A 21,512-nucleotide genomic window follows, 5' to 3' on the forward strand; every position below is an offset into this window, starting at 1 on the left:
CCCATCAGTGCAGGGTGAATTCGCCCTGCACGTTGCGCCATTGCCCCGGCGCGATCATCTTGCGGTGGGTGAAGCGGACCGAGTGCAGCGCGCCCTCGATTTCGTTGCGCCAGAACTCGATGAACTTGAACAATCGCGGATGATCGGGCGCAAGATCATAGTCCTGCCAGATGAAGGTATTGAGGACACTGGTGAAATCCGGCATCCGATAGAACATTTCAGCGGTCGTGAGGCCATAGCCCTTCAACATCATTTCCGTTTCCGACATCTGCATGATGCACCTTTTTTGCTGCCTGTTCCCAAATCATGCCACAGCGGTTTTAATTTTCAATGAAAACAGCATGTTGTCACTCGCCCTCTCTGGCTGCTTGTTGAATCCCCCCCGCCCCATTGCACGCAATATCCATGCTGGGATATAAGACCGACAACAAGATATAGAGAAGCCCGAGGGAGCAGCGGCCAACGTGAACGACACGCCAGAAACCCCTGAAAACGATGATGAAAAGCCCGTCTATCATGGCGAGGTGATTTCCATCGCCGACGAGATGCGCTCGTCCTTCCTTGATTATGCCATGTCCGTAATCGTCAGCCGGGCCATTCCCGACCTGCGCGACGGGCTGAAACCGGTGCACCGGCGCATTCTTTTCGCGATGCATGAAACCGGCAACACCCACGACAAGAGCTATCGCAAATCGGCCCGCCCCGTGGGCGACGTGATGGGCAAATACCACCCCCACGGCGACAGCGCGATCTACGAGGCGCTGGTGCGGATGGCGCAGGATTTCTCGATGTCGCTGCCGCTGCTCGACGGTCAGGGCAACTTCGGCTCCATGGATGGCGATAACGCCGCCGCCATGCGATACACCGAAGTGCGGATGGACAAGCCCGCCGCCGCCCTTCTGGCCGACATCGAGAAGGACACCGTCAACTTCCAGGACAACTACGACGGCAAGGATCGCGAACCCACCGTCCTGCCCGCCCGCTTCCCGAACATGTTGGTCAATGGTGCCGGCGGTATCGCCGTGGGCATGGCCACCAACATTCCGCCCCACAACCTGGGCGAGGTGGTGGATGCCACCCTGGCGCTGATCGAAGACCCCGACCTGTCGTCGGAACAGCTGATGGAGATCGTGCCCGCCCCCGATTTCCCCACCGGCGGCATCATCCTGGGCCGTTCGGGGGCGCGCAAGGCCTATACCGAGGGGCGCGGCAGCGTCATCATCCGCGCCAAGACCCGGATCGAGGAGATCCGCAAAGACCGCTATGCCATTGTTCTGGATGAGATTCCCTACCAGGTGAACAAGGCCGCGATGATCGAGCGGATCGCCGAACTGGTACGCGAGAAGAAGCTGGAAGGCATCTCGGCCGTGCAGGACGAATCCGACCGCGTCGGCGTGCGCGTGGTGATCGAACTGAAGCGCGACGCCACACCCGATGTCGTGCTGAACCAGCTGTTCCGCTTCACCCAGATGCAAACCTCGTTCGGCTGCAACATGCTGGCCCTGAACGGTGGCCGCCCCGAGCAGCTGACCCTGCGGGATTTCCTGACCTATTTCATCGGCTTCCGCGAAGAGGTTGTCGCCCGGCGCACGGCATTCGAATTGCGCAAGGCGCGCGAGCGCAGCCATATCCTCTGTGGTCTGGCCGTGGCCGTTTCGAACGTCGATGAGGTGGTGGCGACGATCCGCGCCTCGATGGATGCCGCCGAAGCCCGTCAGAAGCTGATGGAACGCCCCTGGCCCGCCGAGGAGATCGCCCCATTCATCCGGCTGATCGACGACCCCAGCCACACCATGAATGACGATGGCACCTATAACCTGTCCGAAACCCAGGCCCGTGCCATCCTTGAACTGCGCCTGCAACGTCTGACCCAGCTTGGCGTCAAGGAAGTGACCGACGAGCTTGAGGAACTGGCCGCCAAGATCAAGGATTACCTCGATATCCTGCGCTCGCGCGAGCGGATCATGGCCATCATCTCGACCGAGCTGCAGGAGGTGAAGGACCAGTTCGCCGTGCCGCGCCGGACCGAGATCGTCGACTGGTCGGGCGACATGGACGACGAAGACCTGATCGAACGCGAAGACATGGTCGTGACCATCACCCAGTCCGGCTATATCAAGCGCACGCCGCTTGCCGAATTCCGCAGCCAGCGGCGCGGCGGCAAGGGCCTGTCGGGAATGCAGACCAAGGACGAGGACGTGGTCACCACCCTCTTCGTGGCCAACACCCATACGCAGCTTCTGTTCTTCACCACCGATGGCATGGCCTACAAGCTGAAGACATGGCGCCTGCCGCTGGGGGGGCGCACCTCGAAGGGCAAGGCCATCGTCAACATCCTGCCCATTCCCACGGGCGTATCCATTGCCGCCATCATGCCGGTGGATCGCGACGAGGCGGACTGGGACGAATTGCAGGTGGTCTTCGCCACCTCGGCGGGTACCGTGCGGCGCAACCGGCTGAGCGATTTCACCAACGTGAAGTCGAACGGCAAGATCGCCATGAAGTTCGAGGATGAACACGCCGACACCCGCCTGATCGACGTGCGCATCGCTGCCCCCGACGACAACGTGATGCTGGTCACCCGGATGGGCCGCGCGATCCGCTTCCGGGCCGAGGAAGTGCGCATCTTCAACAGCCGCTCGTCGGTCGGTGTGCGCGGCATCCGCCTGGGCAAGGATGACGAGGTCGTCTCGATGGCCGTGATCCGCCACTTCGAGGCAACGCCCGAGGAACGGACGACATACCTCAAGATGCGCCGCGCCATGGCGGGCCTCGGCGATGATGCCGAAGCCGATGACGAAGACGCCGCCGCCGAGGATCAGAACTTCACCCAGGAGCGTTACGCCGAGATGTCGGCCGCCGAAGACCTGATCCTCACCATCACTTCCAAGGGTGCGGGCAAGCTCAGCTCCAGCCACGACTATCCCCTGCGCGGGCGCGGTGGCCAGGGCGTCGCAGCCATGGACCGGGCGATGCGCGGCGGCACCCTCGTGGCCTCGTTCCCGGTCGAGATGGATGATCAGATCATGCTGGCCACCTCGCGCGGTCAGTCCATCCGTGTCCCCATCGAGGGGATCTCGTTCCGCTCGCGCGGGGCCGGCGGGGTCAAGGTGTTCAACACCGGCGCCGGAGAGGAAGTGGTCAGCGTCGCCTGGATCGCCGAACAGCCCGAAGACGAGATTGCCGAAGACTGATCGGCTCTTTCTTGCTAAAAATACTCCCGCCGGAGGCGCCCGCCCTTTCCAGGGGCGCCCCGGCCCATTAGGTCGCGTGACATGAGCAAAACACTGAACATCGTCGGCGGCGGCATGGCCGGGTCCGAGGCCGCCTGGCAGGCGGCGAACGCGGGCCTGCAGGTCGTGCTGCATGAAATGCGCCCCAAGGTCGAAACCTTCGCCCATCGCACCGGCCACCTGGCCGAAATGGTCTGTTCCAACTCCTTCCGCTCGGACGACAGCGAACAGAACGCCGTTGGCCTGCTGCACTGGGAAATGCGCGCGGCGGGGGGCATCATCATGGAAATGGCCGACCGGCACCGCCTGCCGGCCGGTGGCGCCCTCGCCGTTGACCGCGACCCATTCGCCGAAGCGGTGACGCAGAAATTGACACAGCACCCGAACATCACGGTGCAAGCCTTGGAAATCACATCACTTCCCACCGAAGGCAACTGGATCTTCGCCACCGGCCCCCTGACCTCGGGCGCCCTGGCCGAGGCGATCCGCGCCGAAACCGGAACCGAGGCGCTGGCTTTCTTCGACGCCATCGCGCCCATCGTCCATGCCGACAGCATCGACATGTCGCGCGCCTGGATGCAGTCGCGCTATGACAAGGGCGAAACCGAGGAAGAGCGGACCGCCTACCTCAACTGCCCCATGGACAAGGCCACCTACGAGGCCTTCATCGACGCCCTGCTGGCAGCCGAGAAAACCGCCTTCAAGGAGGGCGAAACCGCCGGCTACTTCGACGGCTGCCTGCCGATCGAGGTGATGGCCGAGCGCGGGCGCGAAACCCTGCGCTTCGGCCCGATGAAGCCCATCGGCCTGACCAACGCCCATCAACCCGACGTGAAACCCTATGCCGTGGTGCAGCTGCGCCGCGACAACAAGCTGGGAACGCTGTACAATATCGTCGGTTTCCAGACCAAGATGAAATATGGCGCGCAAACCGAAGTGCTGCGCATGATCCCCGGGCTGGAAGAGGCGCGCTTTGCCCGCCTTGGCGGCATCCACCGCAACACCTTCCTCAACTCGCCCACGCTTCTGGATGGCCAGATGCGGCTGAAATCGCGGCCTAACATCCGTTTTGCCGGTCAGATCACCGGGGTCGAAGGCTATGTCGAATCCGCTGCCATGGGCCTTCTGGCCGCGCGGCTGGCGATTGGCGAGTTGACCGGCACCTCCATCCCCGAGGTGCCGCCCACAACGGCCATGGGCGCGCTTGTCCATCACATCACCGGCGGCGCCGATGCCAAGACCTTTCAGCCGATGAACGTCAACTTCGGTCTGTTCCCCCCGGTTGATGGCCTGAAATCGGGCCGTCGCGGCCGCAAGGACCGTTACAAGGCCTATACCGACCGCGCCAAGTCCGATTGGCAGGGCTGGCTGGACGCGCAAACCCTTCCGGCGTGATGTTCACCACCCGTTTCGCACCGTCGCCCACCGGGCCGTTGCACCTGGGTCATGCCTATTCCGCCATGCTGGCCCATGACATGGCCCAGGCGGCGGGCGGCGCCTTCCTTCTGCGGATCGAGGATATCGACCGGTCCCGCGCCCGCCCCGCCTGGGAGGCGCAGATTTATGACGATCTGCACTGGCTTGGCCTGACATGGCCCCTGCCCGTCCTGCGCCAGTCCGACCGTCATGCCGCCTATGATGCAGCGCTCGATGATCTCTGGGCGCGCGGGCTGCTCTATCCCTGCACCTGCACCCGGCAGGACATCGCCGCCGCCACTTCGGCCCCGCAAGAGGGCGCGCCGCTTCTGGGGCCCGATGGCCTGGTCTATCCCGGCACCTGCCGCGATGCCTCGCGCAGCGGCGCGCGCCCCGCCGATGTGGCCCTGCGGCTGGACATGCGGAAAGCCATAAACGGAATCGGCAATCTTTGGTTCGACGAAGCAGCCCTGCCCGCCCATCGCGGGCGCGTGCGGATCAGCGCCGGCGATCTTGTGTCAAAGGTGGGCGATGTCGTTCTGGCGCGCCGTGACATGGGCACCTCTTACCACCTGTCGGTAGTTCTGGACGATGCCGCGCAGGGGGTCAGCGACGTGGTACGCGGCGCCGACCTGTTCGAGGCAACGCAGATCCACATTGTTCTTCAAAGGCTTCTTGGCCTTCCAACCCCTGCCTATCACCATCACCGCCTGATCCGGGACGCCGCGGGCAAACGGTTGGCCAAGCGTGACGATGCCCGCGCCATCGCCACCTTCCGCGCCGAAGGGGCCAGCCCCGCCCAGATCCGGGCGATGGTGGGGCTATAGCATCGGCTTGCTCAGTTCCACCTCGGCGTCATCGCGCACGGCCGTGTAGAAGCAGGACCGGCGGTTGGTGTGGCAGGCCGGACCTTCCTGGCGCACCAGCGCCAACAGGCAATCACGGTCGCAATCCAGCCGCAGTTCGACCAGATGCTGCACGTGGCCGCTGGTTTCGCCCTTGATCCAGAAGGCCTGACGCGACCGCGACCAATAGGTCACGCGCCCGGTTTCCAGCGTCTTTGCCACGGCGTCGCGGTTCATCCAGGCCAGCATCAGAACCTCGCCCGTCTCTGCCTCCTGGGCGATGCAGGGGATCAGTCCGGCCGCATCGAAGCGCAGCGTGTCAGGGTCGAATGCCATCGGGTCACCTTTTCTTCGGGGCGTGCCGGGGCTATCTACGGGAAGCGATGCAAAAACGAAAGCCTGCGCCATGGCCGACAGCGACATGATCAAACTCTATTCGGGGCGGATTCTCGAACTGGCCGCGAACATGCCGCACACGGCACCCCTTGCAGACCCCGAGGCCAGCGCGCGCAAACGCTCTCCTCTCTGCGGGTCGACGGTTTCGGTGCAGTTGTGCACCGAAGATGGCCGGATCAGCGCCTTTTCCCAAGACGTGAAGGCCTGCGCCCTTGGCCAGGCGGCGGCATCGGTGGTGGGCAGCCAGATCATCGGACGCAGCCTGGCCGAGGTGGAACAGGCCCGTGACCAGTTGAAGGCCATGCTCAAATCCGGCGGCCCCGCCCCCGATGCGCCCTTCGACGGGCTGTCGGTGCTGGAACCCGCGAAGGATTACAAGAACCGCCACGCTTCGATCATGCTGGCCCTCGAAGCGACCCTGGAAGCCATGCAGACGGCCCAGAACGCCTGAACCGTATCGGTTTGAGCCAAAAAAAACGCCGCGCATTCCCTGGGGGAATGGCGGCGTCAGTGGCATGTTCGTTCGCACCGGGCGATCGCGGGGGTTGAGGCACCCGGATCTTGGGGACAGAGGCAGCGCATCTTCGTTGGGGACATGGGATGCGGAACCGGCCGAAACGAACAGCAGGCAGTCAGTGAAAACTCCGTAAGCGTCAAAAACCGGGCAGGTAAAGCCCGCCCATCAGCAGCACGAACAGCGCCATGGCGCCGGCAAGATCCTTGATCAACGTGTCCGACCGGCCCAGAACCGTCTTGATCTGCCTGATCATCTTGCCATCCTTTCCTGTTCGTATCGCTTTGTTGCTTCTTTGTTCTCACATCAGGAACGCTGTGTAAAGAACTTTATGAGAACATTTGCGAACAAACCGGAACATCCGACCTAACCCACTGAAATCAAACGGATAGCCTTGTCCTGCTCCATCAGCCACAAAAGGTGGCGCGCCGCCTGGCCGCGCGGGCCGGTCAGCTTGGGATCATCCTGCAGAAGGTTGCGCGCATCGCTCTGGGCCGTCACCATCAGGGCCGTCTGACGCTCAAGATCGGCGATGCGAAAGCGTGGCAGCCCCGATTGCGCGTGGCCGATCAGATCGCCCGCGCCGCGCATCGCCAGGTCTTCCTCGGCGATGCGGAATCCGTCTTCGGTTTCGCGCAGGATCTCAAGCCGCCGCCGCCCGGTTTCACCCAGGGGAGCCTGGAACAGCAGCAGGCAGGTCGAAGCCGCGCTGCCCCGCCCCACCCGGCCGCGCAACTGATGAAGCTGCGCCAGGCCGAAACTCTCGGCCCGTTCGATGACCATGATCGTCGCGTTGGGCACGTTGACGCCCACCTCGATCACCGTCGTGGCCACCAGAACGCTGGTCTGGCCCGACACGAAGCGCGCCATGGCGGCGTCCTTCTCGGCCGGGGGCATCTGGCCGTGGATCAGGCCCACCGCATCGTCGCCCAGGGCGGCACGCAGGCGCTTGAACCTCTCCTGTGCCGAGGTCAGATCGACTGTTTCGCTTTCCTCGACCAGCGGGCAGACCCAATAGGCCTGCCGCCCCGCCTCGATCGCGGCGCGCAGCCGGGCCACCACGTCATCGATGCGGGCGGTGTTGACCAGCGCGGTGGTGATCGGTTTGCGCCCGGGCGGTTTTTCATCCAGCACCGAAACCTCCATGTCGCCATATTGCGCCAGGGCAAGCGACCGGGGAATCGGCGTGGCGGTCATGACAAGAACATCCGCCGCCCGCCCCTTGGCGCCAAGGTCCAGCCGCTGACGCACGCCGAAACGGTGCTGTTCGTCCACCACGGCAAGGCGCAGATCGGCGAAGACGACATCCTTCTGGAACACCGCATGGGTGCCCACCAGGATCTGGATATCCCCCGCCGCCAACGCCGCCAGCTTGGCCGCGCGTTCGCCCCCCTTGTCGCGCCCGGTGAGGATCTCAAGCACCACGCCCGCCTCTTCGGCCAGGGGTTGCAGCCCCTCCAGATGCTGGCGTGCCAGAATTTCGGTGGGCGCCATCATCACGCCCTGCCCGCCTGCTTCGACCGCGACAAGCAGCGCCATCAGCGCCACCAGCGTCTTTCCGGCCCCCACATCGCCCTGCAAAAGCCGGTTCATCCGCGTCGCTGCGGCCATGTCGGCCGAGATTTCGGCAATCGCCCGGCTCTGCGCCGAGGTCGGTTCATAGGGCAGCGATTTCAACACCTTCGATTGAAGCCGCCCTGTCGCCCGCGTCTCCATCCCCCGGGCGCGCGCCCTGTCGGCCCGGGCCAGCGCCAGGGTCAGCTGATGGGCCAGCAGTTCATCATAGGCCAGCCGCCGCCGCGCCGGGGCATCGGGCGACAGATCACCCGCCCCTTCGGGGCTGTGGGCCCGGGACAGGGCGGCGTGCCAGGCCGGCCAACCCTCGCGCGTCAGAAGGTGCGGATCGATCCATTCGGCCAGGTCCGGCGCACGCTCCAGCGCGGCGCGCGCGCCCCGCGCCATGAGCCGTTGCGTCACCCCCGAGGTCAGCGGATAGACCGGTTCGTATTGCGGGATGGCCGCCCCTTCGTCCGGGGGAACCATGTGATCGGGGTGAACCATCTGGGCGATGCCATCGAACACCTCGACCCGCCCGGAAACCACCCGGCGCGCGCCGACCGGCAACTGCCGTTTCAGATAATCCTCGCGGGCGTGAAAGAACACCAGTTGGAAGGTGGTCTGCGCATCCATCACCTCAACCCGGTAGGGCCGCCCGCGCGAGGCGGGCAGGATGTGACGCCCCACTTCAACCTCGACCGTGGCAACCGCCGGCGCATCGACATCGCGCACAGTTTCGCGGCGGCGCCGGTCGATCCCCGAATGGGGCAGCGTGAACAACAGATCGCGCGGCTTTTCCACGTCGATCTGCGCCAGGGCCTGCGCCGTCTTGGGGCCGATCCCCTCAAGCGTGGTCAGCGCCGCGAACAGCGGAAAAAGCGCCTCGGGCCGGGTGCTCATAGCCCGTCGATCATCGCCAGCCAGCCGTCCTCGTCCAGCGTTTCAATGCCCAGTTCGGCGGCCTTCCTGGCCTTCGATCCCGCCCCCGGCCCCGCGACCAGAAGATCGGTCTTCGACGAAACACTGCCCGCGACCTTGGCCCCCAGCGCTTCGGCCCGGGCCTTGGCCTCGGCGCGGGTCATCTTTTCAAGGGTGCCGGTGAACACTACCGTCTTGCCCGCCACGGGGCTGGAGGAGGTATCGGGGCGCGCGGCATCCTGCACACTCAGATGGGCGGCAAGCCGGTCAATGGCGTCACGCTCGGGGCCCAGTTCGAAGGCGGTGACCAGCGATTGCGCCATCACTTCGCCCACCCCGTCGATGCCCAGAAGATCGTTCCAGGCATCGCTATCCGGGCTGGCGGAGGTCATTGCGCCATGAAAGACCGACCAGCTGCCGTAATGGCGCGCCAGAAGGTTTGCGCTGCTTTCGCCCACATGGCGGATGCCGAGGGCAAAGATCACCCGGTTCAGCGGAATGCGCCGCTTCTCCTCGATTGCCGCGAAAAGGTTGGCGGCGCTCTTGTCGCCCCACCCTTCGCGGTTCTTCAGTTGCTGCATTCCGCTGCCGTACCGTTTCTTCAGGGTGAAGATGTCGGCCGGCTCCTTGATCCAGCAGTCACGGTAGAACTGCTCAACCTGTTTTGCGCCCAGGCCTTCGATGTCAAAGGCGGCGCGGCTGACGAAATGTTTCAGCTTTTCAACCACCTGCGCCGGACAGATCAGCCCACCCGAACAGCGGCGCACCGCATCGCCCGGTTCGCGCGGCGCAGGCGAGCCGCATTCGGGGCAGGTATCGGGAAAGTCATAGGGCTTCGAATCCGCGGGCCGCTTGTCAAGGTCGACATCCGCCACCTTCGGAATCACGTCACCCGCGCGATAGACCTGCACCCAGTCACCTTCGCGGATGTCCTTGCCGCCGCGAATTTCTTCGCTCTTGGCGCCGCGCCCGGCGATGTAATCCTCGTTGTGCAGCGTCGCGTTGGACACCACCACGCCGCCCACCGTCACAGGTTGCAGCCGCGCCACGGGCGACAGCGCACCGGTTCGCCCCACCTGGATTTCGATCCGTTCCAGCCGGGTCCAGGCCAGTTCGGCGGGAAACTTGTGCGCGATGGCCCAACGCGGCGTGGTTGACCGGAAGCCAAGCCGCGCCTGAAGCGCCAGGTCGTTCACCTTGTAGACGACACCGTCGATGTCATAGCCAAGTGTCGCACGGCGCTGTTCGATCATCGCGTAGTGGGCGATCATCTCCTCGGGGCCGTCGCAGAGCGCGGTCAGATCGTTGACCGTGAAGCCCAGGTCGCCCAGCCGCTGGATCGCAGCCTGTTGCGTGTCTGCAAGGGGGGCCGAAACCTCGCCCCAGGCATAGGCGAAAAAGCGCAGCGGCCGGGCGCGCGTGATCTCGGCGTCCAGTTGGCGCAGCGATCCGGCGGCGGCATTGCGCGGATTGGCGAAGGGGCTTTTGCCCGCAGCCTCCTGCCGCGCGTTCAGCGATTCGAAATCGGCGTGCGACATGTAGACCTCGCCCCGCACCTCAAGGATGTCGGGCGCGCCTTGCAGGGTCGTCGGGATGTCGTCGATGGTGCGGGCATTGGCGGTGACGTTTTCGCCCACGGCGCCGTCGCCTCGGGTGGCCGCCTGCACCAACCGGCCATTCTCATAGCGCAAAGACAGCGACAGACCGTCAATCTTGGGCTCGGCTGTATAGGGCAGCGCGGCCTCGGCGCCCAGGCCCAGGTACTTGCGAACCGACCGGTCGAACTCGGCCACATCCTCGGTCTCAAAGGCATTGCCCAGTGACAGCATCCGCACCGCATGGTGCACCTTGGAAAAGCCATCGGCGGGGGCGGCGCCCACCTGTTCGCTGGGGCTGTCGGCGCGTTTCAGGTCGGGAAACCGGGCCTCGATCGCCAGGTTGCGCTGTTTCAAAGCGTCGTAATCCGCATCGCTCAGCGTCGGGGCGTCTTGCCCGTGGTAGGCGGTATTCGCCGCCAGCAGCGTTTCGGCAAGCCGCGCCAGTTCTGCCGCCGCTTCATCCTCGCTCAATTCGTCAACCCGGGTTGGATCGGCCATCTGCCCCTCCGACTGCACCATATCGGTTTGATAGGTTCGGATTTGGCCGGGGTCCAGCCCGCAGCGCCATCGGCGTTGCAGATCAGGCGCTGACCGCGATGGGCGCGCCGTTTTCCTTCGGGTCGGGATCGCGCAGGACATAGCCGCGCCCCCAGACCGTTTCGATGTAATTGTCCCCATCCGTGGCCTGGGACAGTTTCTTGCGCAACTTGCAGATGAACACGTCGATGATCTTCAATTCCGGTTCATCCATCCCGCCGTAAAGATGATTGAGAAACATCTCCTTGGTCAGGGTCGTTCCCTTTCGCAGGGAAAGCAATTCCAGCATCTGGTATTCCTTGCCCGTCAGATGCACCGTCTGCCCGGCCACATCCACCGTCTTGGCATCCAGGTTCACCGAAATGCGGCCGGTCTTGATGACCGATTGCGCATGCCCTTTCGAGCGGCGGATGATCGCATGAATCCGTGCCACCAATTCCTCGCGGTGGAAGGGTTTCGTCAGGTAATCGTCGGCGCCGAAACCGAACCCCTTGATCTTGTTGTCCGTATCGTCCGACCCCGACAGGATAAGGATCGGCGTGTCGATCCGCGCCAGGCGCACCTGGCGCAAAACCTCGTGGCCATTCATGTCGGGAAGATTGAGATCGAGAAGGATCAGATCGTAATCATAGAGTTTTGCCAGATCGACGCCTTCTTCGCCCATATCGGTGCAATAGACGTTCAAATTTGCATGGGTCAGCATCAATTCGATGCTGCGCGATGTGGTGGGGTCGTCTTCAACAAGCAAAATCCGCATTCGTCTCTCCGCCGGTTCCCGAATTGATCCCCACCTTGGTCGCAAATGGTTAATGACCGGTTACGCTTAATCCCGGTTAACATGTTCTCCTTAAAGTTGTCTATATTTTTGCAATCTCGTGGTCTTTAATGCGGCTTCTCCGTGGCGATCCACGGCGCGGCACCAGGCGCCGAATTCCTCGTCCGTAAGGCCATAGGTCTTCAGCGCCTCGGATTGCGTGATCAACCCGCCGATGACCGCGCGCACCACCGCCGCCTTGCGGCTGGCGACCCAGCGCTTGGTGTCCGGATCGGGCAGATCGGCCCTTGTCATCATCTGTCCGCCGGGCAGCTTTACGGCCCGCGGTCCGGTCACTTTCTTAAGAAACATGGTAACACCCCTTTCGTACCCCCGGGGCAGACCGTAAAAGGCAGCACTTAATGGGGGGTGAAACGGCACCCTTGAGAGTGCTTCCAATTTTCCTATATTCCGACGATGCCCAACGGAGCCGCCATGCCACTCGATCGCAACCACCCGCTGAATTCGCTTGGCTTTGCCAAGCCCCCCGCCGAAACCCGCGTGGTCGTGGCAATGTCGGGCGGTGTCGACAGTTCGGTCGTTGCGGCCGAACTGGCGGCCGAAGGTTACGACGTGGTGGGGGTGACCCTGCAACTTTACGATCATGGCGCGGCGCTGGCCAAGAAGGGTGCCTGTTGCGCCGGGCGTGACATTCACGATGCCCGCCGCGTGGCCGAGACCATGGGCTTTCCCCACTATGTACTTGATTACGAAAACAAGTTTCAGGAAGCGGTGATCGACGAATTCGCCGACAGCTATCTGGCCGGCGCAACGCCCGTGCCCTGCATCCGTTGCAACGAGAGGGTGAAGTTCAAGGACCTGCTGGAAACGGCCCGCGATCTTGACGCCGATTGCATGGCCACGGGCCACTACATCCAGCGCAAGATGGGCCCCGAGAAGGCCGAGCTTCACGCCGCCGCCGATGCAAACCGCGACCAGAGCTATTTCCTGTTCTCCACCACGCAGGAACAGCTGGATTATCTGCGCTTCCCCCTGGGTCATCTGGCCAGCAAGGCCGAAACCCGCGCCCTCGCGGCCAGGTATGGCCTCAGCGTGGCCGACAAGCCCGACAGCCAGGACATCTGTTTCGTGCCCAACGGCAACTATGCCGCCGTGATCGAGAAGCTGCGCCCCGGTGCGGCCGATCCGGGGCGCATCGTCGATGTCGAGGGGCGCGACCTGGGCGAACATCGCGGCGTGATCCACTATACCGTCGGCCAGCGGCGCGGCCTTGGCATCGGCGGGCTGGACGAACCGCTCTATGTCGTGCGTCTTGACGTGGACCGGCGCGAGGTTGTCGTGGGGCCGAAATCGCTGCTTTCAACCCGCACCGTACCCCTGAAAGAGATCAACTGGCTGGGGGATGCGCCGCTGACCTCGCAGGAGGAATGGCACATTCTGGTCAAGGTCCGCTCGACCCGCCCGCCCCGCGCCGCGATCCTGCGCCCGCGCGGCGAAGGACAGGCCGAGGTGGAACTGCTGACCCCGGAGGAAGGTGTTTCCCCGGGCCAGGCCTGCGTGTTCTATGATCCGGACAGCAGCCGGATCTTCGGCGGCGGCTGGATCACCAAGGGCTGAGACCGGACGCCGCGGTCCGTGGGCGTGAAACCGTCAGAGGGCGCGCCCCGGGGCTTTGACCTGCGCAGGGATATTTGAAGACCAAAGATGGGCGGATCGCGGCTTGAGTGAATCCGTCGGAGCGAGGCGGCCGGTCAGGCTTCGCGCACCTTGGGCAACCCCTCCAGCACCGCCTGCGCGGCACGCAGGCCGGGCGGTTCGCCGCCCCTGCCCAGCTTCTCCATGGTCTGAGCCAGGACCTCGTGTTGCCCGTCCGGTGCGGCCAGAACCGCGTCCAGCGCCCGGGCCATGGGCGCGGGGCGGCAGGCAGGGCCCAGGAATTCGGGGATCAGACGCGTGCCGGTCACGATATTGGCCAGCGTGACCGTGTCGATCAGTGCCATGCGCGACATGATCTGCCAACTGAGCCAGCTCATGTCGTAACCGATGACCATGGGCGTATCGGCCGCCGCCAGCTCCAGCGATACCGTCCCCGAGGCCGCGAGGGCCACATCGGCGGCGCCAAAGGCGGCGGCCTTGGCATGGCGCGCAGCCTCGGGCGGCGCGCCGCGCGGGTCAAGCACGACCGGGCCGCCGGGCCAGCCCGAGACCGCCTCCCGCACCCTGTCGGCAACCCCGGGCGCGGCGGGAACGACGATGCGCAGGTCGGGGCGCAGCCGTGCGAGGCGGGCGACGGTTTCACCGAAGATCGGAAGCAGGCGCCCCACCTCGCTGTTGCGCGAACCGGGCAGCACCAGAAGCAGCGGCGCCGCGCCGATGCCATGGGCCTGACGAAAGGCATCACGCGCCGCGGCGTCGGCCTGTGGCTCGGTCACCACCGGGTGGCCCACGAAATCACAGCGGATGCCCGCGGCCCGCATCAAGGGCGGCTCCATCGGCAGCAGCGCCAGCACCTGATCGACATGGGGCGCCATCTTCGCCGCGCGCCCCGGCCGCCAGGCCCAGACCGAAGGCGCGACGTAATGCACCGTGTGCACATGGGCACTGCGCCGCACCCGCGCCGCCACCCGCAGGCAGAAATCGGGGCTGTCGATGGTGATCAGGGCATCGGGGCGCAGGGCCAGAACAGCATCGGCGGTCTGGATCATCCTTGCCCGCAGGTGGCGATACTTCGGCAGCACCTCGGCAATGCCCATGACGCTGAGTTCGTTCATGTCGAACAGGCTGTCCAGCCCCTCGGCCTGCATCAGGGGGCCGCCGACGCCGTGAAAGCTGATGTCGGGGCGCAGGCTTTTCAGCCCCGCCATCAGGGCCGCGCCCAAACGGTCCCCCGAAGCCTCGCCCGCGACAAGGAAGATCTTCACGCCCGCACCCAGAGGAAAAGCCCCGCCGCATTGGCCCGGGCCACCATGAGTTCACGGTCCAGCAGCAGAACGCCCCCCGCCGCAACGACAATGCCCGCAAGGCCAAGCTCGGCCGCCAGCGCCACCGTGTCGGGGCCGATGGCGGGCAGATCAATGCGCCGGTCCTGCCCTGGTTTCGGCGCCTTGAACAGGATACCGCCCCGCGTGGGGGGTGGTGCAGGCAGTGTGCCCGCGTCCTGCGCCATGAGCGCAAGGCTGCGCAGCATCCAGTCGGTGCCGGCCTGCGCCTCGATCGCAAGGGCCTGGCCGCGCAGCACGACACAGCCCTGCCCCACATCGGCCTGCCCCATGGCCGCCACGATCCCGGCGGCCCGACTGGCGTCACCCCTGACCAGGTCGCCCGGAGTGGCGCGCGTCAGGACACCTTCATCGGCCAGCAGCCCCGGCAGCAGGTCATGGGCGGCGACGATGGCGATCCCGGCCTCTTGGAACAGGTCCAGCACCACGCGCAACGCGCCATCGTCGCCCTGCCCCAGCGCCGCCATCAGACGCGGCACCAGCGGCAAGGTGGCGGCGTCGATCCGAGCCGGATCAACCACCGGGCGGCGGATCGCCCCGGCGAAACAGGCGCGGGTGACACCCCGCGCGACAAGGGTTTCGATCAGGCTGCCCAGGGTTTCAAGGCGGAAGGTCAGCACATCGTCGCGCGCCGGGCCATCCCAGGGGCTGCCCTCCAACTGCGCGAGGAGCAGCGGCGCGCCCCCTTCGGCAAGCATTTCTGCCAGAAGCACCGGCAGGCGTCCCTGCCCGGCGATCAGACAGAGGCTCATGACGGGGTCAGGAAGCCACGGTCGCTGTCGGCCGTGATGAAATCGACGATGGTGCGCACATAGGCGCTGTCGGTTTCCTCGCCCAGGCGGCGGGCGCGGTCCTGGAAGGCGCCGTCGCCCTGCTTCAGCATCTGGAAGGCGGCGCGCAGGGCGGTGATGTCGGCGCGGCTGACGCCCTTGCGCTTGAGCCCGACAAGGTTCAGCCCGTCCAGCTCTCCGCGCGGGCCCTGCACCAGCGCATGGGGGATCACGTCATTCGTCACCATGGTCACGGCGCCGATGATGGCCCCCTGCCCGATGCGCACCCATTGATGCACCCCAGCGAGGCCGCCAATGATCACGTCGTCGCCCACGACACAATGCCCCGCAAGGGCCGAGTTGTTGACCATGATCACCCGGTTGCCCACCTGCGCGTCATGGGCCACATGGGCCCCGGCCATGAACAGGCAATCGTCCCCCACCCGCGTCACGCCGCCACCACCGGAAGTGCCGGTGTTCATCGTCACGCTTTCGCGGATGCGGCAGCGCGCGCCGATCTCAAGACGGGTCGTTTCGCCGGCAAACTTAAGATCCTGTGGAATTTCACCCACGCAGGCGAAGGAAAACACCGTGGTCTCGGCGCCGATGGTCGTCTGGCCCGTGATCACCGCATGGCTTTTGACGACACAGCCCTCATCCAGCCGGACATCGCCGCCGATCACGCAGAACGGGCCGATTTCGACGCGGGGGCCGATCCGGGCGCCGTCTTCGATCACCGCCGAGGGGTGAATACGGGCTGAGGCGTCGATGCTCACTTCGGCAGGTCCATCATCGCGGTGAATTCGGCCTCGCAGGCCAGTTCGCCGTCAACCGTGGCCCGGCCGTGGAACTTCCACACCTTGCCGCCGCCCCGCTTCGTGGTGATCTGCATTTCCAGAACGTCGCCGGGCACCACCTTGCGGCGGAACTTGGCGCTGTCGATCGCCATGAAATAGACGAGGAAATTCTTGTCGGCCAGGTCCATGTCGACGCCGACCATCACAGCCGCGGTCTGGGCCATCGCCTCGACGATGGTGACACCCGGCATGATCGGCGTGCCGGGAAAATGGCCCTGGAAATGCGGTTCGTTCATGGTGACGTTCTTGATCCCGACGGCGCTGTCGTGGCCGACGATATCGCGCACCCGGTCCACCAGAAGGAAGGGATAGCGATGGGGAATGATCCGCTGGATCAACTGGATATCGGCGCTTGTCTTGTCACTCATCGGGCATCCTCTCCGGGTTTGGACCCTGACTAGCAACTGGCGCAGGGTGCCGCAAGCGACCCGCTCAGTCGGCCGTGGGGGTGTTGGGGGGTGTCGGCGCCCCTTCGGCGGGTTCCGGCCGCCCGGGTTCGGAAGGCCCGGCGGCGGTTCCGTCGCCCAGGGCCGCGTCGATCCGGCTGACCGCGACATCGGTGATGTCGATCACCTCGGCCGAAAGGAAGACCACCCGCTGGTCAAGGATGGCCACGGCGCCGCGTTCACGCATGATCTGCGACAGGATCTCGGCGACGCGGGTGAAGAACCTCGCCTGTGCCTCGTCGCTTGACCGCGACAGCGCGCGCGCCTTGGCATCCTGTTCGGTGCGCAGGGCGGTGACCTTTTCGTCGAATGCCTTGGCCAGCGCGCGGAACTCATCCACCGGCAGGGTGTCGCGCTTGTCGGTAAGCTCCTGTTCCTCGGCCACCAGCCGGGCCTCGATCTGGCGATTCTCGGCTGCCAGCTCGCCCGAGGCCACGGCGATATCCTCGCGCATGCGCTGGCCGAACTGCGAACGCAGGAAAAGCTCCTCCTGGTCGAGGATCAGCAGCGGCCCGGTGTCCTGGGCCGCCGCCGGGTCGGCGACTGGCGCAAGGGCCAGCGCCAGAAGCGCCGCCCGGATCATCGCTCCGGGCGCCATCTCAGAACTCGGTCGAGATCGTCAGGTTGAAGTTCTGTTCCTTGTCGTAGCTCTCTTTCTTGAGAGGCTTCGAGAAGTTGAACCGCAGCGGACCGATGGGCGTATCCCAGAACAGCGACACACCGATGGCGGCGCGCAGGGCAGCGTCATCGTCCACCTCAAGCCCGCCAGCCCCGACGGTGTTGTCCAGCCCCCAGACCGAGCCGACATCGACGAAGGCACCGCCCGAAATCCCGTATTCCTCGGGCAGGCCAAGGGGGAATTCCGCTTCGAACCGGGCCACGGCATAGAGATTGCCACCCAGGGCATCCTCGTTACCGGCGTTCAGGTCACGCGGGCCAAGGCCCTTGGATTCGAAACCGCGCAGCTGGTTGGGGCCAAGGAAGAACCGGTCGGTCAGCCGCGAGGTCGAGTCCGACAGCGAGTTGATGGCCCCGCCCTCGAAGGTGGCGCGCAGGGTCACTTCCTCGTTCATCACCTTGGTCTGGGCGATGGCCAGGGCCGAGGTCTTGATGTACTGGCTGTCGCCGCCAAGACCCGCGAAATCCTGCCCGAACTGCAACAGCACGCCGGCATTTGGGTTCAGCCCCGTGCGCCGGGTGTCATAGCTGAAGGTATATCCCAGCGCGCTGGTATAAAGACCGCCCGCCTCGGCCTGGAGGATCGGCGAACTGTCGGTCGAGGCGTTCAGGATGGTGTCCTTCGACAGCGAATAGCGCAGCGCCAGACGCCCGTTCTCGGAGACCGGGAATTCGATCGAGGGCGAGAAGCCGACGACGCGGGTGTCGTAGAAGGAGTTTTCCTGCTCGGTCACCGAATAGAAGGCACGGAACGAGAATTTCAGATCGCGGCCCAAAAGCGCGGGTTCGATGAAGGTGAAGTTCGAGCTGGACGAATCCGTTCCCGAGGCCAAGGCAAAGCGCAGGGTCTGCCCACGGCCCAGGAAGTTACGCTCGGAGAAGGACACGTTCAGGCCGGGCCCGCTGTCGGCGGAATAGCTGGCACCGAAGGACAGGTTGCCGGTGGGCTGCTCTTCCACGTCGACATCGACGATCACCTGGTCACTGGCGCTGCCTTCGCGGGTGTTCACCTCGGCGTTGGCGAAATACCCCAGCGCGCGAATGCGTTCGGCGGCCTGGCGAATCTGGCGCGGGTTGAAGGGATCGCCCTCGACCACGTCGAACTGGCGGCGGATCACCCGGTCAAGCGTGGTGGCGTTGCCCTCGATGTCGATCCGTTCGACAAAGACGCGCGGGCCACGCTCCAGCACATAGTCGATGTTCAGGATCAGGTTGCGATCGTCACGGTCGACCTTGGGGTTGACCCGCACGAAGGACAGCCCCTTGCGGGTTGCAAGACGCTCCATGCGCGCGATGTCGTTCTCAAGCGCGGTGGGCGAATAGATCTGGCCACGGCGCGTCTTGGTGACGGCCAGGAATTCCTGCGGGTCGATCCCCGGCAGATCGGACGAGGCGCTGACCTCGCCGAACTGGAAGCGCTGCCCCTCCTGCACCGTGAAGGTGACGAAGAAGGCGTTGCGTTCGCGCGAGAATTCGCTGTTCACGCTAAGGGTCTGGAAATCGACATAGCCGCGCGAGGTGTAGAAATCGCGCAGAAGCTGTTTGTCCAGTTCCAGGCGGTCGGCGACGAAGGTGTCGCGCTGGATCAGCTGGCGCAGGAAACCAGCCTGCTTGGTGTCAAGCACCCGGCGCAGGCGGCGGTCCGAGAAATCGCGGTTGCCGACGAAGGACAGACGCTCGATCTCGACGACCTTGCCCTCGACCACCTCGAACACCAGGTCGACGCGGTTGTTCGACCGGCGGATGATCTTCGGGGTGACGCTGGCAGCCAGACGGCCCCGCGCCTCGTACAGTTCGGCGATGGCGGCGGCGTCCTGCTCGGCCACGCTGGGGTTGTAGACGCGGCGCGGCTGCGACTGGATCAGCGGTTGCAGGGCATCGTCCTTGATGCGGACGTTGCCTTCCACGTTGATGCGGTTGATCGTCGGCCATTCCTTGACCCGGATCACCAGGGTTGACCCGCTGGGCACCAGTTCGACCGTTTCAAACAGGCCCGAGTTGACGATCCGCTGGTAGGAATCGTTCAGCGTACCGGCGCTGACAACCTCACCCCGCCCGATTCCCGCATAGGACAGGATCGTGCCCGGCTCGACCCGCTCGTTCCCTTCGATGTTCACCGAATTGAAGCGGAAAGACTGTGCCGCGGCATCGGTGGCGAAGAATGCGCCAAGCACCGAAAAACAGAGAAAGAAAATCACACCCTGAAGACGGCGCGCCGCCTTCGTCTGTGCCCGGCGCTGACCGCCTGTTGTCACGTTGCCCATATGCCCCAATCCAATGCAGACTCCAGTGCAAACTAGGTATCGGGATTGGACTGGCTTGTCAAAACGCCAAAAAGGCCCGGAACCGCTTATTTATGCGGTCCGGGCCAAAAAAACATATATGTTGCGTTAACGCGCCGTTAGAGGCTGCCGATGAAGGCGCCTGCCATCAGCGCGGCGGCAACCGTGCCGACATAGATGATCCGATCGAAGTTCAGGTCGACCAGAAGGGAAAGACTGCGCGCGCCGGCTTCGATGTGTTGCATGGGTCGGACTCGTTCAAAGCGTCATGGATCAGGGTTGACCCATTGCTAACGCAAGATTGTGGCGTGATTTGGGCCGAATCCCCGAAATCAGGGCGTTACGGGCAAAACAGATCGTTGGTCAGCGCGAAGACCATCAGGCTGCCCAGCAGGGCCAGGCCGATGAACATCAGGACCTTCAGCGCGCCGTCGCTGGGCGGCTTGCCCGTCACCGCCTCGTAGGCATGAAACACCAGGTGTCCGCCGTCCAGCACGGGAATCGGGAAGAGGTTCAGCAGCCCGACAGCGGTGGACAGCACCGCGATGAACCAGATGAAGGAAAGCCCGCCCTGAGAGGCGGCGTCGCCGCTGGTCTGGGCAATGCCGATCGGCCCCTGCAACCCGCAGGAGGAAATCGCGCCGACGGCCATGTGGTAAAGGCCCGAAACCGAGGATTGCGCGATGAACAGCGTCTGCGAGGCCGCCTGACCGATGGCCGCGAAGACACCGGGCGTTTCGGTGCGCGGGGTGAAGAACAGGCCGCCCGAGATGCCGATCAGCCAGCGGGTTTCGAAACCGCCCCCGGGACGGGGCATGTCGACCGAACGGGGCGACAGGGTGACATCCAGGGTCTCCTCCCCCCCGTCGGTGCTGCGCCAGACTGTCAGGTCAAGGGATTTGCCCTTCGCCGCCGCCACCAGGGCGGGCAGCTGATCGAAGGCAAAGATCGGCTGGCCGTCGACGGCGGTGATGACATCGCCGGTCTTCAGCCCCGCATCCATGGCGGCCGACTGCAGATTGACGCCGTTGATCAGCGGCGGATAGGGGTGCGGGCCCTGCACGCTCAGCTCCTGCCCGTCGCGCAGCACCGTATAATCGAGCACCGGTTCAACCGGCAGCTTGCCGATGAAACCGTCCATCTCGGCCAAGGGCGGCGTGGTCTGCCCGGCGATCGACAGGATCTCGTCCCCCGCCCGCAGTTCCTGCACGGCGGCGGGCAGCGGCGTGATCTCCTCGATGGTGAGGGGGTCGCTTGCCACGCCGCGAAACAGCATCACGGCGCTGAAGATCAGGATCGAGAAGACAAAGTTGAACCCCGGCCCCGCCGCCACCGTCGCCGCCCGCGCCCAAAGGGGCGCGCCGGTCATGGTGCGGCGGCGCTCTGCCGCGCTGAGGTGCGAGATATCGGCGCCCTCGACGCTGGCGGCATCGGCATCGCCCGCGAACTTGACGTAGCCGCCAAAGGGCAGCGCGGCCACCTGCCAGCGCGTGCCGCGCTTGTCCAGCCGCGAAAACAGCACCGGCCCGAAGCCCAGCGAAAAGACATCGGCATGGATGCCCGACCAGCGGCCCACGATGTAATGGCCGTATTCATGCACCGCCACGATCACCGAAAGGGCGACGATGAAGGCCAGCACCGAATAGAAGAAACTGCCGAAGGACGGGATCAGTCCGATAAGGTCCATGGGG

19 protein-coding genes are annotated in these 21,512 nt (G+C 64.9%); 5 read left to right on the top strand and 14 right to left on the bottom strand.

The annotated features are described in order from the left end of the window. Positions 1-4: 4 nt before the first annotated feature. Entirely contained in the window at positions 5-274 is a 270-nt protein-coding gene (locus H7828_RS10900; RefSeq protein ID WP_226781054.1) for an usg protein, read from the bottom strand. 190 nt (positions 275-464) lie between these two features. Here H7828_RS10900 and gyrA point away from each other — a divergent pair, with 190 nt between their 5' ends. The 3 genes from gyrA to gluQRS all read left to right on the top strand — a co-directional run bounded on the left by gyrA (position 465) and on the right by gluQRS (position 5,476). Continuing rightward, on the top strand, positions 465-3,194 hold the full coding sequence (gyrA, locus tag H7828_RS10905) for a DNA gyrase subunit A (protein ID WP_226781055.1): 2,730 nt from the start codon (positions 465-467) through the stop codon (positions 3,192-3,194). A gap of 81 nt (positions 3,195-3,275) precedes the next feature. Beyond that, a complete protein-coding gene (gene trmFO / locus H7828_RS10910; RefSeq protein WP_226781056.1) occupies positions 3,276-4,628 on the top strand; it encodes a methylenetetrahydrofolate--tRNA-(uracil(54)-C(5))-methyltransferase (FADH(2)-oxidizing) TrmFO in 1,353 nt (450 codons plus the stop codon). Next, complete coding sequence (gene gluQRS / locus H7828_RS10915; RefSeq protein WP_226781057.1) at positions 4,628-5,476, top strand: tRNA glutamyl-Q(34) synthetase GluQRS; 849 nt, start codon at positions 4,628-4,630, stop codon at positions 5,474-5,476. Before trmFO ends, gluQRS begins: the two co-directional genes overlap by 1 nt. Here the strand turns inward: gluQRS and hisI are convergent. Then, on the bottom strand, positions 5,471-5,830 hold the full coding sequence (gene hisI, locus H7828_RS10920) for a phosphoribosyl-AMP cyclohydrolase (protein WP_226781058.1): 360 nt from the start codon (positions 5,828-5,830) through the stop codon (positions 5,471-5,473). The genes gluQRS and hisI overlap by 6 nt on opposite strands. A gap of 70 nt (positions 5,831-5,900) precedes the next feature. Here hisI and H7828_RS10925 point away from each other — a divergent pair, with 70 nt between their 5' ends. After that, complete coding sequence (locus H7828_RS10925; protein ID WP_226781059.1) at positions 5,901-6,341, top strand: iron-sulfur cluster assembly scaffold protein; 441 nt, start codon at positions 5,901-5,903, stop codon at positions 6,339-6,341. Positions 6,342-6,770: 429 nt separating this feature from the next. Here the strand turns inward: H7828_RS10925 and recG are convergent, their stop codons facing one another. The 4 genes from recG to sciP form a co-directional block, all read right to left on the bottom strand. Then, complete coding sequence (gene recG, locus H7828_RS10930; RefSeq protein WP_226781060.1) at positions 6,771-8,861, bottom strand: ATP-dependent DNA helicase RecG; 2,091 nt, start codon at positions 8,859-8,861, stop codon at positions 6,771-6,773. Beyond that, positions 8,858-10,975: an NAD-dependent DNA ligase LigA gene (ligA, locus tag H7828_RS10935; RefSeq protein ID WP_226781061.1), complete on the bottom strand. Its 2,118-nt coding sequence runs from the start codon at positions 10,973-10,975 to the stop codon at positions 8,858-8,860. Before ligA ends, recG begins: the two co-directional genes overlap by 4 nt. An 82-nt stretch (positions 10,976-11,057) precedes the next feature. Then, positions 11,058-11,771, bottom strand: coding sequence for a response regulator transcription factor CtrA (gene ctrA, locus H7828_RS10940; protein ID WP_226781062.1), 714 nt, complete (start codon positions 11,769-11,771; stop codon positions 11,058-11,060). 90 nt (positions 11,772-11,861) lie between these two features. Continuing rightward, on the bottom strand, positions 11,862-12,140 hold the full coding sequence (sciP, locus tag H7828_RS10945) for a CtrA inhibitor SciP (protein ID WP_226781063.1): 279 nt from the start codon (positions 12,138-12,140) through the stop codon (positions 11,862-11,864). A 123-nt stretch (positions 12,141-12,263) separates the two neighbouring features. Between sciP and mnmA the strand changes: the two genes are divergently transcribed. Continuing rightward, positions 12,264-13,406 (top strand): tRNA 2-thiouridine(34) synthase MnmA, encoded by a 1,143-nt coding sequence (gene mnmA / locus H7828_RS10950; RefSeq protein ID WP_226781064.1) that lies wholly within the window; start codon positions 12,264-12,266, stop codon positions 13,404-13,406. 134 nt (positions 13,407-13,540) lie between these two features. Here the strand turns inward: mnmA and lpxB are convergent, their stop codons facing one another. From lpxB to rseP, 8 genes are all read right to left on the bottom strand, one after another. Further along, positions 13,541-14,710, bottom strand: a complete 1,170-nt coding sequence (gene lpxB, locus H7828_RS10955) for a lipid-A-disaccharide synthase (RefSeq protein WP_226781065.1) — start codon at positions 14,708-14,710, stop codon at positions 13,541-13,543. Continuing rightward, positions 14,707-15,540, bottom strand: a complete 834-nt coding sequence (locus tag H7828_RS10960) for an LpxI family protein (protein WP_226781066.1) — start codon at positions 15,538-15,540, stop codon at positions 14,707-14,709. The genes lpxB and H7828_RS10960 overlap by 4 nt, the downstream gene beginning before the upstream one ends. Next, positions 15,537-16,334, bottom strand: coding sequence for an acyl-ACP--UDP-N-acetylglucosamine O-acyltransferase (gene lpxA / locus H7828_RS10965; protein WP_226781067.1), 798 nt, complete (start codon positions 16,332-16,334; stop codon positions 15,537-15,539). The genes H7828_RS10960 and lpxA overlap by 4 nt, the downstream gene beginning before the upstream one ends. After that, positions 16,331-16,783: a 3-hydroxyacyl-ACP dehydratase FabZ gene (gene fabZ / locus H7828_RS10970; RefSeq protein ID WP_226781068.1), complete on the bottom strand. Its 453-nt coding sequence runs from the start codon at positions 16,781-16,783 to the stop codon at positions 16,331-16,333. The genes lpxA and fabZ overlap by 4 nt, the downstream gene beginning before the upstream one ends. Positions 16,784-16,847: 64 nt before the next feature. Further along, complete coding sequence (locus tag H7828_RS10975; RefSeq protein ID WP_226781069.1) at positions 16,848-17,459, bottom strand: OmpH/Skp family outer membrane protein; 612 nt, start codon at positions 17,457-17,459, stop codon at positions 16,848-16,850. Position 17,460: 1 nt separating this feature from the next. Further along, positions 17,461-19,803 (bottom strand): outer membrane protein assembly factor BamA, encoded by a 2,343-nt coding sequence (gene bamA / locus H7828_RS10980; RefSeq protein WP_226781070.1) that lies wholly within the window; start codon positions 19,801-19,803, stop codon positions 17,461-17,463. Between the two features lie 137 nt (positions 19,804-19,940). Further along, positions 19,941-20,066 (bottom strand): hypothetical protein, encoded by a 126-nt coding sequence (locus H7828_RS22835; RefSeq protein ID WP_281070727.1) that lies wholly within the window; start codon positions 20,064-20,066, stop codon positions 19,941-19,943. A 95-nt stretch (positions 20,067-20,161) separates the two neighbouring features. After that, positions 20,162-21,508, bottom strand: a complete 1,347-nt coding sequence (gene rseP, locus H7828_RS10985) for an RIP metalloprotease RseP (RefSeq protein ID WP_226781071.1) — start codon at positions 21,506-21,508, stop codon at positions 20,162-20,164. Positions 21,509-21,512: the final 4 nt, after the last annotated feature.

This window comes from Oceaniglobus trochenteri, from assembly GCF_020529025.1.
Taxonomy (GTDB): Bacteria; Pseudomonadota; Alphaproteobacteria; order Rhodobacterales; family Rhodobacteraceae; genus Oceaniglobus; species Oceaniglobus trochenteri.

Coding starts and splice junctions, on each gene's coding strand:
- sciP (WP_226781063.1), bottom strand. CDS start 12,140: ATGTTTCTTAAGAAAGTGACCGGACCGCGGGCCGTAAAGCTGCCCGGC.
- H7828_RS10960 (WP_226781066.1), bottom strand. CDS start 15,540: ATGAGCCTCTGTCTGATCGCCGGGCAGGGACGCCTGCCGGTGCTTCTG.
- rseP (WP_226781071.1), bottom strand. CDS start 21,508: ATGGACCTTATCGGACTGATCCCGTCCTTCGGCAGTTTCTTCTATTCG.
- ligA (WP_226781061.1), bottom strand. CDS start 10,975: ATGGCCGATCCAACCCGGGTTGACGAATTGAGCGAGGATGAAGCGGCG.
- hisI (WP_226781058.1), bottom strand. CDS start 5,830: ATGGCATTCGACCCTGACACGCTGCGCTTCGATGCGGCCGGACTGATC.
- recG (WP_226781060.1), bottom strand. CDS start 8,861: ATGAGCACCCGGCCCGAGGCGCTTTTTCCGCTGTTCGCGGCGCTGACC.
- H7828_RS10925 (WP_226781059.1), top strand. CDS start 5,901: ATGGCCGACAGCGACATGATCAAACTCTATTCGGGGCGGATTCTCGAA.
- H7828_RS10900 (WP_226781054.1), bottom strand. CDS start 274: ATGCAGATGTCGGAAACGGAAATGATGTTGAAGGGCTATGGCCTCACG.
- H7828_RS22835 (WP_281070727.1), bottom strand. CDS start 20,066: ATGCAACACATCGAAGCCGGCGCGCGCAGTCTTTCCCTTCTGGTCGAC.
- H7828_RS10975 (WP_226781069.1), bottom strand. CDS start 17,459: ATGGCGCCCGGAGCGATGATCCGGGCGGCGCTTCTGGCGCTGGCCCTT.
- ctrA (WP_226781062.1), bottom strand. CDS start 11,771: ATGCGGATTTTGCTTGTTGAAGACGACCCCACCACATCGCGCAGCATC.
- mnmA (WP_226781064.1), top strand. CDS start 12,264: ATGCCACTCGATCGCAACCACCCGCTGAATTCGCTTGGCTTTGCCAAG.
- fabZ (WP_226781068.1), bottom strand. CDS start 16,783: ATGAGTGACAAGACAAGCGCCGATATCCAGTTGATCCAGCGGATCATT.
- gluQRS (WP_226781057.1), top strand. CDS start 4,628: ATGTTCACCACCCGTTTCGCACCGTCGCCCACCGGGCCGTTGCACCTG.
- trmFO (WP_226781056.1), top strand. CDS start 3,276: ATGAGCAAAACACTGAACATCGTCGGCGGCGGCATGGCCGGGTCCGAG.
- bamA (WP_226781070.1), bottom strand. CDS start 19,803: ATGGGCAACGTGACAACAGGCGGTCAGCGCCGGGCACAGACGAAGGCG.